This is a genomic window from Paenibacillus sp. J31R109 (genome assembly GCF_059692055.1).
On sequence record NZ_JCAUAR010000006.1, the window covers coordinates 1 to 16,451 of the forward strand.

Below are 16,451 nucleotides of genomic sequence, written 5' to 3' on the forward strand. Positions count from 1 at the left end.
ATAAGAGCGCCTCCTTGATGGTGTTGGGTTTTAAGCCCGGGACAAACCCATCATACCGAGGCGCTCCTTTTTTGACAAAGGCCATTTCTTAGCCTTAACAGGAATGTTTAGTTCAACAAAAGAAAAAGGAGTAGCCACGAAGCATGCTCCTCAACTATAGTGTCCCGTTTGTTGAAAGGTCATCTTTGCTTCTGAATTTAACATCAAGAATCCGTTTATGATAGAGATCAACCAAATCCGACGGTCCACTCTCGCCCCATCCTAAAGTTACCGTAATTTTCATAATGTATGAGAGTATCCGCAAGTGCTATTTAGAATAATTATTCACAATTTTAAATAATTGATGTGAGTCTAGTTTTGGTTATGGTCAAAAACGTTGTATCCTTAACAAAAAAAGGAACACTTAATCCCATTCTGGGTTTGTGTTCCTTTTTCCAAATCTATTATTGATTACTCCTATTATTGGAATTTCAATGCATCGAATTCATCGTCGCATGCTTAACGACGACACGGCGGATGAAGAACGCCGCGGCTAGCCCGAGGAGTGTAACAGTCATCGCGAACATGAACACGTTCTGGGAACCGAACATCATGGCTTTAGCCATCTCGGCCGGCTCACTCGGCATCGATGAGCCGATCAAATACTTTTCCATGCCCTTAGTAAGAATGCTGATTGCGACTGCCGTTCCGATCGCACCTGCGACCTGTTGCAGCGTGTTCATGACTGCCGTTCCATGTGGGTAAAGTTCTGGCGGCAGTTGGTTAAGCCCGTTCGTCTGCGCCGGCATCCATACCATGGATATACCAATCATGAGACCAATATGCAAGGACACGATAAAGGCTACAGAAGAGGCAACTGATATACTGGAAAAAAACCATAACATCACTGCTACGATGACAAGGCCGGGGATAACGAGCCACTTAGGCCCGTACTTATCAAACAAGCGTCCCATGCGCGGCGACAAGACACCATTCAACGCACTGCCTGGCAGCAGCATGAGCCCGGTAGCAAACGCGGATAGTTTCATCCCGTTCTGCAGATACATCGGCAAAATAATCATACTTGATAAGATGATCATCATACACGACAGCACAAGAAGCAGCCCCACAATAAACATAGGGTACTTGAAGACTCGCAAGTTCATCATCGGCGCACGCATTAACATTTGGCGAAGTGTGAACAATACAAGCGCGATTAGGCCGATAACAATCGATGAGAGCACGATTGCACTAGTCCAGCCTCCCTCCCCTTCGCCCGCCTTACTGAAACCAAAGACTACACCGCCGAAGCCTAGTGATGACAAAATAATGGACAATGGATCAATCCTCGGTCTTGTGACCTCAGTGACGTTTTCCAGAAATTTCAATCCTATCAACAGCCCTATGACCAAAAAAGGAAGAGACAGCCAGAAAATGTAGTGCCATGATAAATATTCGATTAAAAGACCCGCCACAGTAGGGCCAGTTGCCGGTGCGAACATGATGACGAGACCAACGAAGCCCATCGCTGCCCCGCGCTGCTCTGGAGGGTAAACTACGAGAATCGTATTAAACATGAGCGGAATCAATAAACCCATGCCGGCTGCCTGCAGAACGCGAGCGACCATCAGCATTTCAAAATTGAAAGCAAGCGCTGCAATCAATGTCCCAACGATCGAGCTTACAAGCGAAACAATGAAAAGCTGCCTAGTAGTCAACCATTGTAGCAGTAAACCTGTCATCGGCATCAGAATTCCAAGAGTCAGCAAAAAGCCAGTCGTTAACCACTGTGCAGTCGCGGCCGAAATCTGGAAAACGTCCATTAAATTACTAATTGCTATGTTGAGTGCTGTCTCGCTGAACATGCCTACGAAACCGCAAATGAGTAGAGACGCCATTATAGCCCGCGTATTATATTTCTTCATATTAATTTCATTTCCCTCTCCTGAAAACTATTTTAAATAGTACTCTATCTATTCGGATCCGCTATAAAATACAACAGAGTGAGCACTTATACAAGTCCAAAACAAATTCAACAATATTCTACCTTTCAGTTCTATAAGAACCCCTCTATCACTCGAATATTGATTTGGTCCCTTCCGTCAATACAGTTGTGGCCTTTAATATCTCGATAAGTGACGTGAAAAAAAATTCTATATTGACCGTTAATGAAACAACGGCAGCCGAACTTTGAACGATTGCCCTCGTGTTTTGATTGAGCTATCGTTCACTGTTAGAGCGGCACACCTTGTACAGCGCGACTATTTCTCCAACTCAAAGCGGGTCGCGATAGTGCCCGACTTGAGCGATTGGGTGGACAGCAGCTTGAGCCTGATTTACTCAACGACGCCGTCGAATGCCGATTTTCCGCTGCCCAGGACGACCGGACAAATCGTCAATAGAAATTCATTGATCAGGCCGAGCTCAAGCAACGTCTTCGCCGCCCCCGGGCTGCCGAAGATAACGAGATTTTTGCCAGGCTGCTCCTTGAGCGCCTTGATTTCCTCTGCGATTTTGTCATTAATCAGCATCTTATTGTTCCATTCCGCCTTTTCCATCGTGCCGGAAATGACAATCTTCTTAACATCCTGCAACCATTTAGCATGCTCCATACCGTGCCTCGACGCATTCGGATCATCTAGCACTGTGGGACAGTAGCTCTCCATCATCTGACACGTCATACGTCCTTAAACGGGAGAGCCGACTTCGGCTACGACCTCCTCGGCGTATTTCTCAAATTCCTCGTTGTACGGAATCCAATCAGTCCTCCGTTTGAGTCTGACGCATACCCATCCAGCGACACATGCATGAACAATACGAGTTTTCTCATATCCGTTTCTCCTCCGATTTCAAATTTATCTTGTTCGATTTTTTTACCGTTGTCCTGTGTTTTGTCCTGTTGTTTCATCCACTATAAATCATTACGTTACGTAAGGTTCAAGGGGGTTCTAAATTTTTTTGCATTCAACAATGTTGCGCAAAACTGCCCGTTACTTCAACAAAACAGGGAGCAGCTGCCGATCGCGGCGACCTTACTCCCTGTTCAATTAGTGCAATAAACAAGTTTAACTAACTCCATGAAGGGTCAGATAATCCTCTATTTTCTTTTTCATTAACCCTTCAATAGCAATCTTTCCATCGACTTCACGATTATGCAAATATGTTAGGATTTCCTCTATAGTTACGATTGCACTGGTTTGAATACCATAATCATCACTTAATTCTTCAATGGTAGTTTTATTTCTCTGTCCTCTTTCTAGACGATCAACAGAAACGATTAAGTTCGTTATTTTAGCTTCCGAGATACTTCCTAGTAAATTCAGACTTTCCCTTACAGCAGTACCAGCCGTAATTACATCTTCGATTATTGCTATCCGATCATTACTTTGAGGAATATAACCGATGATTTGTCCTCCCTCACCATGATCTTTTTTCTCCTTTCGGTTAAAGGTGACAGACATGTCTCTATTGTATTTTTTATACAATGCAGTGGATGCAGTCACTGCAAGTGGAATTCCCTTATAAGCTGGACCGAATAAGACGTTTACCGATATATCCACTTTAGACTGTATACACTCAGCATAGTATTCGCCTAAAGTAGCAAGTTGTTTCGCAGTTCGAAAGTTCCCTGTATTTATCATGTAAGGTGTCTCTCTACCGCTTTTAGCTACAAAATCACCAAATATAAGAACATTTGATTTAAATAGAAATTCAATAAACTCCCCTTTAATATTCATTCAAACGCCTCCCCCTTATTTTAAATATCCATATTTATACTAACACATATTGGAAGTAATCTGCCCGTTAGGTGAGCAGTAAAGTTTATCATTGTTGTATGCAATCGGAATTTCTTAAGCTATTCGCCCGAAAATCGAACTCGCCATAAAGTAGGTGAATTTGTGTCGCATGACTACATTGTTGGGACATTTGTGCATTTTTTGATGACACAAATCCTCCCATATAAAAATAATAAAGCCTGATTCCTCAGGCAATTACATTAAAAGTTAACGCAGAAAATCCCCGATATATACGAGGATTTTCTGCGTTAAAGCTTTTTTTCACTCTACTTACTTTTCGACAGAGACAGTTAGCATATCGCTTGCGGTCACCCCTGCGTCATTAAAGAGCTCAACACGATACTGAAACGAACCGATAGCACGACCAGTAATTGCTGTTACAACGTTTTGAGCACTTGGTGATGATGCTTTCAGCCCTTTTGTATCAATGAGTATCCCATTTTCATAAAGACGATATCCTGTCGCATTGGTACCCCACCACATGTTCGTGGTGATATGGTAGCTGCCATCTCGATCCCAATTATCTTGTGACAACACAGGCTTTCCTGGGGAAGCGTCTTTGATGGTTACAACGAGAGGTTGACTAGTTGTCGTGCCAAATCCATTGATAAGCTCACTCGTGTAGATGTACTTGCCGTTTGATTTACCGTGTACCTCCACTTTAGCGATTTGAGCTGTAGGTGAAGTGTCCGATAGTGTTTGAGTCTTGATGAGAACGCCATTCTCGTACAAGTTGAACAACGTGCCATTATTTCCCCACCACATGTTCATTGTGATCGTGTAGTTGCCATCCGTCAAACCCGAATATCCGTTGTCGGATGATAGAACCGGCTGACCAGGAGTACCCTTGGCATGTATAACCGGCGTATAGCTGGCGAATTGGGTAAAATGTTTCGTCCAGATCACAAGGTCTGCCCCTACTTGAAGCGCAGCTTCTCCGCCAGCTGGAATCTCACGATCTGCTGCCGCTTGCGTGTCTGCTGAAATCGTGCGGGTAATGGGGACTAACACACCATTTCGCATGAACCCGGCCGATTTTCCCCCTTGATTCGGGATCAGCAAACGCACCGCTTTATCGAATGTTAGACTAACATCCGGCGAGCCAACTTCAATCACCGCGCTTACAATTGCGTCGCTAATGGAGACGCTGCTGTTGCTTTGCACTTCCGGAAGCTTGATGGTTCCATCCCAAGTGGATGGCGCTGTGATTTTCGTTCCAGTTGGAATCGCCATGATCATATTGCCCAATGCGGTCGTTACTATCACATCTACTTTCGGCAGTGTTGCAACCAAGTTCGAGCCTTCCACCCCCGTAGTAACCTGCACGCCGACATTCGCAATTCCGGACGGAACCATGATAGTGACGGGTGCATTTGTAAGGGGGATCAGTTCACCAGAGCTTGCTGTATGTAAAACATCAGTCGTCACGGCAACCGCATTACTGTCCAGCGAATACCCGCCCACTGCATCCACAGCCTTAACTGTGAAACTGTAGCGTGTGCCAGGCGTTAGGTTACCGATCACGGCGCTGTAAACCGAACCCGTCACGCTATAAGCTACTCCCGTCACAGCATCTGCGTCTTTGTAAACGGCATACCCCGCCGCTCCAGAAGAACCTTGCCAGCTCAAGCTGATCGTCGTTTGCGCAACATCAGTCACAGATAAGTTGGTTGGCGGTGCCAGTTCGTTTGGCGCAACCGGAGATTGTCCAGCGACCACGATTTCGACGATATTGTTCCAGGCATCCTTCGAGTTGCCATGTCCTTTGAACTTAATGTAACGCGCATCCGTAAGAGGAAACTCGAACATCTCTAAATTTGAGGTGGCGCGGGTGCTGTATCCGGAATAAACCGAGGTCCATACCGTATTGTCGACGGATGTTTCGAGATCCAATTTATATTGATCCAGATCTCCGTTATAAAATGAAATGAGCACATATTTTACCGGCTTAACCTGGCCTAGATCGAATATCGCCCACTGCTCGCCATTTGCGGCAAAACGGGTCGACATATTGTTGTCCCAAGCGTTTGTGTGCGAATATGGCGATTTGAAGTCACTGGCAGTCGACCCGATAATCGGGTATGTCACTAAATTTTCCGGGATCGCGCCGTAGGTCGGCAGCCCCGTCAGCGTCACTGTGTAATCAGTCGCCTGATAAGGATCATCCCGGTCAGTCACATGCACAACAGCCGTGCCGAACGTTGTAGGCGACTGGGTCACCTGCACATCGCCCGCGCTCGTCGCCGTCACGATCGGCACCCGCTGCGTACCGACAGGCAACTGCACTGTGTAGTTATATTTCTCTGGTGCAAAACCAGGCAGTGATTTGCCGTTAACTTGAATATCCGACGCTTTCGGCAGCGACGCAGCAATCGGCGGCTTACTGCTCTTGGATAACGTCAGTTTGTCAAGCGAAATGCCGCCCTGCTGCGGTTTCAACACCAGATCATGCATTCCCGCGTTCAGCGTAAATGGAGCGGACGTTGAGCCCCACCCCGTTGATCCAGCGGCCAGACTCACAGTCATATCCGGTCCTCCGTCAACGGACACGAGAACTGTAGAAGGACTAGATGGACTGCCACCAAGCAAATGAACGTAATATTGTCCATCGCCCGCTGCATCAAACCGGTACATCAGGCTCGTGGATGTCGCCGCTGTCGAAGCGCCAGTCTTCATGACTCGCCCACCGGAGCACGCAGGGCAGGCTTCCACGGCCAGATCCCCTTGCTGGAGCGAATAATTTTCCGCTTCTACATGCAGGGTGATCGCGTTTGCATTCAGCCAAATCGGATAACCGACGTACGAGGCTGGCTGTCTTGCTGCTGCCATAGTCGAATATTCGTCGGCGCCAATATCCGCTGCTGAATTGCGCGATTGTCCGTCCATATCGTCCCGCACATACGGATACACCTGTGTCGCCGCATTAATCGCTGCGCTGCCAGCCTGCAGTCGGTACAAGCCGTCGGCCTGCAAAGTGAGCTGCGGGTCAACATTCCGAATTTCTGCGTTCGTCCGGATCGGATTGCTGGGCATCGCCGTGAATCCGATGTTATCCTGGTACACCGTATTGCTATCAACCGTCTCGAGGTAAGCTTCGTTTGTTGTATTTTGCACCAAATTATTGGCTATGATCGTATCAATCGGTTTAAAGAAATATTTCGTGTTCGTGGTGTAAGGCGGATGTCCGACGGTAATCCCGTAGACACTGTTCACAATCGTATTGTTCACGACTTGCGTCCGGTACACCGGCCAGTGCTGGCTGAAATCGCTGGCATAATTTTTGTAATTCACAATAGCAGGCCCGTGATCAACATCGCCGCTGTCAATCAAGATCGCTTCACTCGTTAATCCCGCAAAATAATTGTTATATATCTTATGATTGACGCCATATACACGAATGCCGCCAACTTCTTTCTTTACCCCATCGCCTAAAAAATAGTTTCCATACACTTCCGACCCGTTGCCATGGCGCAGCGTAAGCTGCGATTGGGAGTTACGGAACGTATTATAGCGAATCGTGTTATCACTGCTTTTGACCGAAATGCTCTCGGGATCGCCGTCAGCATTGTCGAATTCGTTGTATTGCACGACCGCATATCCGCTCAGCATGGACACCCCGGAAAGTCCAAGTCGGATCGATTCCATGCCGTTCGCAATGCGCGGCCCGATGTTACGAAATAAATTGTATTCGATCGTGAGATACTGCGACATGGCCGAACCGCCGTTGCCATCGATGCTTATGCCTTGGCCTTGTTGCGTTTTGTTCGCGAATACGTTGTGATCTACCTGAATGTAATCGCTGTTTGCGCCACGAATCTGCATATAAGGAATGTTAGCAGTCGCGTTGTTCGGATTCTCGATTTGTTCGAACGAACACTCCGTTACCCGAATGCTGTTCGAACTATCTAAGAGTAAAGAAGCGTAATCCGTGTTAGTAAAACGCAGCCCCTGCACGTTGACATACGCCGACGCAGTCGATATTTTCAGATAGGCTGCACCGGTAATGATTGCGCGGCCCGTATGAGCCGCCTTAATCGTGATAGGCGACGTCAACGTGCCGACCTTTCCTTTCAATTCGAACGGACCACTCTTCGTATAGTTTCCGTCCGCTAGCACAATCGTCGTTCCTGCCTGAGCGCTTGCCAGCGCCGCATCCAGTTGCTCCGCCGTCGAGACCGTCACCGTCGTGCCGGTACTGATCGTGTATACCGGCGTTGCACTCGCCTGCTGCGAGTTCGCACCCGAGCCGCCGTCGTTTGTCGCTTGGACTACGTAGTAATAGGTCGTGCCGCTCGCGATATGCTTATCCGCAAAGCTAGTTGAACTGCTGCTGGTCGTGCCCACTGTCGTGTACTCGCTGCCGTCCTTCGTACTGCGCAGCACCTTGTAGCTGGTAGCGCCGCTCACGGCGCTCCACTGTAGAGCCACTTGCGAACCAGCGCTGGCATTTGCCGTTAGACCAGTCGGTGCGTCAGGCGCCGCCAGCGTAGCACTTGCTTCTGCCGAACTGCTGCCGGTTCCTGCTGGATTCACAGCTTGCACTGTGTAATACCAGGTGCCGTTCTCCACGCCACTATCCGTATAACCCACCGCTGCTTCATCCGTCACCTTGCCGATTGGCGTATAGCCTCCGCCGCTTCGCATACTCCGTAAGACGATATAGCCCGTCGCACCGCTAACTGGCTGCCAGGACAACCCAATCGTCGCGTCGCCTGCAGCAGCAGCCGTAACGCCCGTCGGCGCACTGAGAGTTGCCGCGTTCAGCGTTCCGCTCGCTTCCGCAGAATTAACGCTGGAGCCGCCAAGATTCACGGCCTGCACTACGTAGTAGTACGTGCCATTTGCGATGCCAATGTCCGAATAGCTTGTCGTCGCGCCATCCGCCGTCGTACTGATCTGTGTGTAGCCGCCGCCGCTTGTTGTGCTGCGCCAAATGCTGTAGCTGTTCACGCCGCTTACCGGTGACCAATTCAACACAATACCTGTGTCGACTGCAGTTGCAGTCAGTCCAGTCGGAGCGTTCGGTGCTACAGCGCCAGCTGTCGCCGTCAAAGGCGCCGCATTAAAGATCGTTAAGCTCGGCGTTTTGGCCGTGCTTGCCGATACGGCTTGCACCCTGTAATAGTAGGTTGTGCCGTTCACAGCGGACGTATCGCTGTACGCCGTCGCCCCGCTTTCGGCAGTGCCAATCTGTGCGTAGCCGCTGTCGCTTGTCGTGCTGCGCAAGATGGTGTAGCTTGTCGCCGAACCGAAGCTAGTCCAGCTCAGATCGATCTTGCTATCTCCGGCTGTTCCCGTTAAGCCAGTTGCGCCGATGGAAACAAAGGATGGAACCCCTTCCACCGATGAACCTTCCGGCGTTGCCATGGACGGACTCACCATATAATAGAACGTCTGGGGGCTCGCGACCCCCGTGTCTGTGAAGGCTGCGCTGCTGGATGTGCCAGCATATAGATAAGGACCTCCAACGGCCGTTGCCCTCCGAATTACATAACTATCAGCGCCAGCGACAGCTGACCAGGATAGATTGACCGTCGTGCCGGCATACGTGCCGCTCAAATCACTCGGCGCGCCAAGCGGTGTATCTGTGGCATAGGGGTTATCGAATTTAGCAATGCCCTTCTGCGTGACAAACCCGACGGATGGTACGGTCGACATCGGTATGCCTGCATCGACCTTCGCGATAAGCGCTGGTCCGTTCTTAGCCGAGCCGAACATCGCGGTGCCGCTCACTACAAGGTTCAGTGTGCAATACGTAGCTGAGCTTCCGTTCTCGCAAGCTCCCCCGAGGGAAACAGCACTAGGAAGCGTTGAGCTGCCTAATGAGCCGCCTTTGCCTCTCCATTCCAGATTGCCCCCGCTAAGACCAAGCGCATAATAGTTGCTGCTATCCTTATAACGGAGCAATCCGGGATGTGCGCCAGCACTGACGAGAGCCGTGTCTTTCACTTGCCCAGAGAAGGCGCTGTCAGCCGGGAAAGATTTTAATGTATTGGAAAGGTAGAGACTAGCAGTCCCCGGATCACTCTGGATCGCATTGCCGTTAGCACCATCGTCGAAGATTGTCCATGCAGTCGACGCATTTCCCTTCCATCCTCCTATTATGCTTGTGCTCGTAATCGTATTGCCGATGACAAAATTGGGAGACTCGAACCCAGTCGACAACGTCACTGGAGAATTGGAAGCGGATACAATTTGAGGAAAAGAACAAGTCGTTAGAGCTGCGGCAAGCAGCACGCTGACATAAGATTTTGGCCGTTTACTGCGCATAAAGTCACCTCGGATTCATTAGAATAAGTTTCTGACCGCGCTTGGTACGCCGGCGATCGGAGTCGCAGCTTCCCGTGAGTCTGGACTCATTATCGATTCTATAATTGCCACGGGCGCTATGAACATCTTCAAAAACGCGAATACACCATTAAAATCGCAAATCGAAACCTTCATTTTCAGTAGAACACTTAGAAAAACTAAAAAAGCTGTTAGCTACTTAGAAGTATCTGGTAATTAGCCCATATATAATAAAATAGAAAATGAATCTTGAGAGCGCAGCTAATCGGTTATTGATAATCGCTCCCCTGCTCATCGGAACGGAGATTGCCGCCGCCTTCGGAATGCTGTTTAATGCGCCGCAACGTTTTGATCTGGATGACCATGAGCCTAGCGTTCTGGACGGAATTGTTCGTGGTCTTGGCATATTTTGGGATTGATTTTATGAGGTAGCTTGCTAGGGTAGAGGTAAACAATATACATAATTAAAAGGCAACCACTCCTAATGGAATGGCTGCCTTTTTATGTTGGAATTAAACTAACGTTCACCGAGGGAGTTTAACGAATCTTGCCAAATGTGTATAATTGAGCTAACCGGTCTTCTAGTTTTACATATGTAAGTGCTGCCAAGCTGTCTTTTTTCTACTGACGTCCTTCGTTAGAGTTCAATAAGAATGATTTTCACTGAAGTAGAAGGTGTTTCCTATATCTTGGGCTTTACAGCCAGTAAGGAGATACACATTCAGGGCTTGTGACTCATCCATTGGCTCTCTCTTTGTTAATATCCCCGTTCTCAGCCGATTTTTCAGGCAAATACGGTTTTTCAATCTTGGGGAGAGTCCTTACCTTTGCATCTGTTGCAGCAACAAAGTTCTTTGCTTTATCCGGATGATTTTCAAATCTTATTTTCACCTGCTTTCGACATTGGATTTAAAGAGACCTTCTTCTTGCCCTAAACTCCGATAGTTTTGTAAAATGCATACCTCTCAGCAAAAAACACCAAGCAACTTATAATAAATAAGTTGCTCGGCGTTTTTTAAAAGATGCGTGTTTTGCTGCTTTTTCACCAAGCTCATCTACTCTCTTATAAATATCGAACACGATTTCGGTACTGTTCTTCCAACCGAATATTGTGATCATCTCCGCCCTGACGATTAGAGCTAATAAATACCGGGGGAACCTTACCCCGCGATAACAATTCCGCGCAGATTGCCGACACTAGCGTCTGAATGACTGCCATGCCGCCAATGCTGGAGGTCGGACCAATTTTCTGATCCATTCCGTCCAGTTGCTGCTCCGCATCACCAAATACGCTGCAATTGTCTAAAATCTCATCCGCGACTTCGTATAGTTTCATGCCGCTAGCATGGCGAGATTCAACTCTGCGTGAGTGCTCAAGATTCGTAAGGGCGACAACGAACAGCCCACGGCTTTTACATGCCATTGCCACTTCAATCGGAACCGCATTCATGCCAGAATTCGAGATGACAATGATCACTTCACCTGGCCGTAAATCATATCCGGAAAGCAACACGTCGGCATATCCCGGCAGCCTCTCTAATAAAGTCGCTCTGCCTCCAGCGTTAATTTCCATCAGAGATTCTTCCAGCATCGCATTGATGCAAGCAAGTCCTCCAGCACGATGGAATGTCTCTTCCGCAATCATATGCGAATGCCCGCTGCCGAAAATGTGCAAGACACCGCCTTCCGCGATACTATCGGAAATTTTCTTCGCTACGCTTTCAATTGCTGACAGCTGGGTCGCTTCAATCCGAGCAATGATATTTTTGACGATCTGGATATAACCATTTGCTGACATATATGAGCCTCCATTTAGGTATTGACAGGCAAATTTAATTGTTGAAAAGCATGGACAGCTGCTCCCAAAATTCCTGCATGTTTCGGGTACGCCGCGCTCACGATAACCAAATTTTCGCTGTAAATATGCGGCAGTCTTGACCGTGCGCCTTCCCTAGCTGAATCTAGAAAATACTCTTCTGCTAAACTTAAGCCTCCACCGATTACGATCCGTACCGGCCCAAAGATATTCATTAAATTGGCAATGCCAACACCAAGTAGCGTCCCTGCATCATTTAACACTTTCTGAGCGTAGTGGTGGCCCTTATTGGCATATTCATAAACCTCCAAAACACCAAACCGATTATGTCCATCAAACAGATGACTCATCTCCGGTAAGAAATACTCTTTCTCCCTCAGCACGCGAGCAATAATCGCAGAACTTGATACATAATTTTCTAAGCATCCCTTATTACCGCAATTACACGGTGCCCCATTATGGTCAATACTAGCATGCCCAATGTTCATTAGGGTGCCATTGGCAGTAGGAAAGAAGGCGCCATCTGAGAGGTAGCTTGCTGATATTCCTGTTCCAATGCTGATATAAAGCAATTGTTTTTGATTGCGTCCACTACCAAAATAATATTCACCCAACGCACCTGCAGAAACATCGCTAATGATCCATACGGGTAGATTTACTTTTTTAGCGAGGAGATCTACTAGTGGGAACTCTACCCATCCTAGATTAATCGCATAATGGACAATCCCTTTCTCGACGTTCAGGATGCCTGGCGTCGAAAGACCAATCCCTACAATTTGATAAAGCGTGCGGTGCTTTTCAATCATTGCCATGACTGCATCCGTGAAACAATCGAGGGAAACGGCCTTATTGCCGTCCCTCACCGTCCGACAAGAAATAACGTCAAGGAGGTTGCCTTGACGGTCAACCATCCCTATTTTCACATCGGTACCGCCAATATCAATGGCTAATGTAACCTCAACGCGACTAGCATCCATAGGTGAACTCCTTTTTATTCTAGTCCACTAATATACGAATATATCATCATAATACGCGGTTCCTGTTGGTGTATACGTATTAATATAGACCTCGTCGATAGTGGAAACTGCATTACTAAAACTTCTCTGACTGGATACCAATGTATACCCGCTTCCCGTATCCATATACAAATCAAACTTGTCAGTCAGAAGATCCGCCACAACTTTAAAACCATACCAGGTATCTGCTGTATAAGTTTGTATATTCTCCACTGTTCCGCCATTATAGGTGTAGATATAACCATTGCTGTTAAAAGCAACCGTGACCGCGTTGGTGCCTGCTGAATCTCTGAGGGTAAAACCACTTACACCCGTGGTCTGCATGGCTTTGGCCTTGAACTCCGCTGCTATCACACCTGTTGCGGATGCAAAGCTCTTTTTCGTCGTCACATACGCAGATGAACTGCTGTCATAGACTCTCATACTCTTGTCGCTGACACTTGGAATCTCTACTACTGTAATGCTGCCGCCTGCTGTTGTATTCGTCCAACCTGACGGTGCAGCGCCTGTCGTACCTAAATTAAAGTTGTCATTAAGTAAAACATTAGATATGAGTAGATCATCATAATAGGTTGTTCCTGTTGGTGTATAGGTATTGATATATACCTCATCTAGACTGGATACCACATTTCTAAAGCTGTTCTGACTAGATACCAGCATATACCCGCTTCCCGTATCCATATACAAATCAAACTTGTCAGTCAGAAGATCAGCCACAATGCGAAAACCGTACCAGGTATCTACGGCATAGGTCTGTATGTTCTCAACCGTCCCGCCATCATAAGTGTAGATATAACCATTGTTGTTGAAGGCAACGGTTACAGCATTGGTGCCAGCTGAATCCCTGAGTGAAAAACCGCTTACACCGGTTGTCTGCATCGCTTTGGCCTTGAACTCTGCTACGATCGACCCTGTTGCGGCGGAGGTAAAGTTCTTTTTCGTCGTCACATAAGCAGAAGAACTACTGTCATAGACTCTCATACTCTTGTCAGATACGCTTGGAATTTCCGCTACAGTGATGCTTCCACCTGCTGTCGTATTTGTCCAGCCTGCCGGCGCAGAGCCTGTTGTACCTGCATCGAAGTTCTCCTCGAGCAATCTGCCAGAGGTTGGCGTTGGCACAGTCCCTGACAAATCAAATTTCACTTTAAATGCCTTGCCGCTTGCATTATTGACGTTGACTGAAAATTTAATTGTCGGACTTAGCTGGGTTACAGTTATACCTGCACTGGATGATAAAACGCCGTATGCGGTTTTATTAATTTCTACATCTATGGTTCCTGTGTTTTCTTGCGTAGGATCCGATACGGATACTTCAATGTCATCGATGGTCTCTTTTGTCATAATGGAAGACTTTTTATTGGTGGTAAGGATGTCGACCGTCTTGGTCGCATCGTTCCAGAAGTTGGCGCCGATGATGTTCAAGCCGTTTTCCTTGACAGCCTGGGCGTCAGACGAGTTTTCCAGAACCGTGATGTTCGGATTGCTTGCGTAGCTGCTTACCTGTGTACTGGATTTATTCGGCAGCAACACATATTGATAAGAAGCATCTGTCGGGTTCGTCCCATGATCCACCCATAGGTTCATATAGTTATTCGTGTAATCTGTGGTTGGAATATTGGTTCTGGCATCTATATCGTTCCAGCTGCCTGTTCTTGCTTCACGTTTGGCACTCACCGTAGTAGACTGTGGGAAATAATACCCGATATCCGATCCGGAAACATTTCCTGCCAAATGCGCCCAATTCACGCCCGTCATCGTTTCCGTCCAACCGATGGAAGTGGATTTAGCCGTTCCGTTGACTGTAAAAGCATTATTACCGCTGCTGTTCAGCTTTCTGTTCTCGACTATGCTCTCTACGATTTTATTATCCGTACTGTCAATATCGGCCCCCAACGCCACGATCTCATCATCGAACATGAACCAGGATTTTTTGGCAACCAACGTTTTCCCATCTTGATGGTACCGCATCCCCGTAACTCCATATGTGTCCAACATATCCGTTCCGCCCACCCAGTTCTGGTCACTTAGTTTCCGATGTCCTATCGTTGTGGATTGAAGGACTGTTGTACCTGGCAGCCGGAATGAGTTGACAGTGGGCCAGTAGTTATCGCTATATTGGGCAAGGTCCCCATTAAATAGGTAAGTCATCCCAGATCCAGTATGCCATCCCTTCAGATTCATATCGTTGATGCTTTCATAATTGTAAATTCTTTCAGAATACATACTTACACTGAAAGCATAACCAGGTCTCTGCTGAGCCACACGGTCCATATTGGGATACTGTTTGTATAAAGAAAGCTCGCCTCTCTCCGTAATCGTAGAATCGTTCATGATTTCTTTAGCCCGCACGGTCATTTCAAGACTGGCATCCGTAAAAAATCCTTGGTAGGTGTCCGTAAGTATCCAATGCTTTACCATACTCTTAAATCTTGCCGCATCTGCTGGCGCAGCAAACTGAGACAACCGGATAATCGCCCACATGACCTTATGGCTGGCAATGTGATTATTCGTAGAATAAGCGGACATATTTCTACCCATGACATGATCGAAGATCATCCCTTTGTAAATAAGCGGCTCATACCCTTTATACACCCATTGAAAGACATTCTGCACTTTAGGGTCCGTTATTTCCCACGTAGAACCACTAAGTAGATATAGCAATTCACTAGCGTAATAGAGTACGACTACGCCATATCCTCCGTTATACGGGTGGGACGTATGCTGGATGAACGATCCGTCCGCGTAAAAGCCATCTGAGAAGGAAACATAATTAAATACTTTCCCGGACGCGGCTGTAAGGTCAAACTTGGCTAAATCGAGCTTCGTGCTGTTTTTAGTCACAATGCCATAGATGGCAACCACTGTACATCGCCAAACACGGTTAGCTCCTGTGGAAGAGCCATGATAGTTTGTATTGTTCGTATACTTGCCCACTGCAGCCGTATAATCCGTCATTTGCGGGGTGGATTGCAGGACATCATACAGCATGACCATCGTGTCGTTGTAAGCAATCGGAATGCCCATGACCCAATCCCACTCATTGTCATACAACGTGATGGATTCGTTGTATCGGTTGTCATACAACCAGTCCAACCCACCTTTCATGTCATTCAGTAAGGTGCTGTTGTTGTAAAGCGAAGAGCCATAAGTGCTATAAGCCAGCGCCATGGATTTCAGACGGGCATAGGAGGAGGTGATATGGGCAGATATCGTAGTACTGGCCAGATCACTCCATAAAAATGTCCGACCGCTAGACTTATCCATGCTATCCCAGACCGATTGGGCGGCATCTGTAATTCGAGTAATGCCTGTGGCAATATCCGGATCACTGAGATTGTAGCTTGTTCCTCCTGTAAGCGCTTCCTTCCATTTGACTCTCAAGGCATCATACTCATCTGCCGCCCATACGTTTGAAACCGGAACAAAATTGACCAATAACAAACTTATGAGGGTAACGATTAGACTCAAGCATACTAATTTTCTCATTTTACTTAACACAACACTTACCTCCCCTGTATATAGTCAGATTTGGTTGTTGCTTTGACATAAAGC

The 16,451-nt window shown here is 47.3% G+C and carries 8 protein-coding genes; 1 reads left to right on the top strand and 7 read right to left on the bottom strand.

Annotated features, from left to right (window positions below; all coding sequences use genetic code 11):
• Window positions 1-470 precede the first annotated feature (470 nt).
• The 4 genes from AC58QT_RS16940 to AC58QT_RS16955 all read right to left on the bottom strand — a co-directional run bounded on the left by AC58QT_RS16940 (window position 471) and on the right by AC58QT_RS16955 (window position 10,046).
• On the bottom strand, window positions 471-1,904 hold the full coding sequence (locus AC58QT_RS16940) for a DHA2 family efflux MFS transporter permease subunit (RefSeq protein ID WP_497410049.1): 1,434 nt from the start codon (window positions 1,902-1,904) through the stop codon (window positions 471-473).
• A gap of 411 nt (window positions 1,905-2,315) precedes the next feature.
• Window positions 2,316-2,648, bottom strand: a complete 333-nt coding sequence (locus AC58QT_RS16945; protein WP_497410050.1) for a dihydrofolate reductase family protein — start codon at window positions 2,646-2,648, stop codon at window positions 2,316-2,318.
• A 396-nt stretch (window positions 2,649-3,044) separates the two neighbouring features.
• Window positions 3,045-3,716, bottom strand: coding sequence for an orotate phosphoribosyltransferase (pyrE, locus tag AC58QT_RS16950; protein ID WP_497410051.1), 672 nt, complete (start codon window positions 3,714-3,716; stop codon window positions 3,045-3,047).
• A 330-nt stretch (window positions 3,717-4,046) separates the two neighbouring features.
• Window positions 4,047-10,046 carry a chondroitinase-B domain-containing protein gene (locus tag AC58QT_RS16955; RefSeq protein ID WP_497410052.1) on the bottom strand — a complete coding sequence of 2,000 codons (6,000 nt, stop codon included), beginning with the start codon at window positions 10,044-10,046 and terminating at the stop codon, window positions 4,047-4,049.
• Between the two features lie 260 nt (window positions 10,047-10,306).
• Here AC58QT_RS16955 and AC58QT_RS16960 point away from each other — a divergent pair, with 260 nt between their 5' ends.
• Entirely contained in the window at window positions 10,307-10,483 is a 177-nt protein-coding gene (locus AC58QT_RS16960) for a hypothetical protein (RefSeq protein ID WP_497410053.1), read from the top strand.
• Between the two features lie 644 nt (window positions 10,484-11,127).
• Here the strand turns inward: AC58QT_RS16960 and AC58QT_RS16965 are convergent.
• Genes AC58QT_RS16965 through AC58QT_RS16975 form a run of 3 tightly spaced genes read right to left on the bottom strand, consistent with a single transcriptional unit; the run spans window position 11,128 to window position 16,397 of the window.
• Window positions 11,128-11,862 carry a sugar isomerase domain-containing protein gene (locus AC58QT_RS16965; RefSeq protein ID WP_497410054.1) on the bottom strand — a complete coding sequence of 245 codons (735 nt, stop codon included), beginning with the start codon at window positions 11,860-11,862 and terminating at the stop codon, window positions 11,128-11,130.
• Window positions 11,863-11,876: 14 nt separating this feature from the next.
• Entirely contained in the window at window positions 11,877-12,857 is a 981-nt protein-coding gene (locus AC58QT_RS16970) for an ROK family protein (protein WP_497410055.1), read from the bottom strand.
• Window positions 12,858-12,884: 27 nt separating this feature from the next.
• A complete protein-coding gene (locus tag AC58QT_RS16975; protein ID WP_497410056.1) occupies window positions 12,885-16,397 on the bottom strand; it encodes a polysaccharide lyase family 8 super-sandwich domain-containing protein in 3,513 nt (1,170 codons plus the stop codon).
• Window positions 16,398-16,451: the final 54 nt, after the last annotated feature.

Bases quoted from the DNA above. Each gene is read 5' to 3' on its own strand.
- AC58QT_RS16970 (WP_497410055.1), bottom strand. From the start codon at position 12,857: ATGGATGCTAGTCGCGTTGAGGTTACATTAGCCATTGATATTGGCGGT.
- AC58QT_RS16940 (WP_497410049.1), bottom strand. From the start codon at position 1,904: ATGAAGAAATATAATACGCGGGCTATAATGGCGTCTCTACTCATTTGC.
- AC58QT_RS16955 (WP_497410052.1), bottom strand. From the start codon at position 10,046: ATGCGCAGTAAACGGCCAAAATCTTATGTCAGCGTGCTGCTTGCCGCA.
- AC58QT_RS16945 (WP_497410050.1), bottom strand. From the start codon at position 2,648: ATGATGGAGAGCTACTGTCCCACAGTGCTAGATGATCCGAATGCGTCG.
- AC58QT_RS16965 (WP_497410054.1), bottom strand. From the start codon at position 11,862: ATGTCAGCAAATGGTTATATCCAGATCGTCAAAAATATCATTGCTCGG.
- AC58QT_RS16960 (WP_497410053.1), top strand. From the start codon at position 10,307: ATGAATCTTGAGAGCGCAGCTAATCGGTTATTGATAATCGCTCCCCTG.
- pyrE (WP_497410051.1), bottom strand. From the start codon at position 3,716: ATGAATATTAAAGGGGAGTTTATTGAATTTCTATTTAAATCAAATGTT.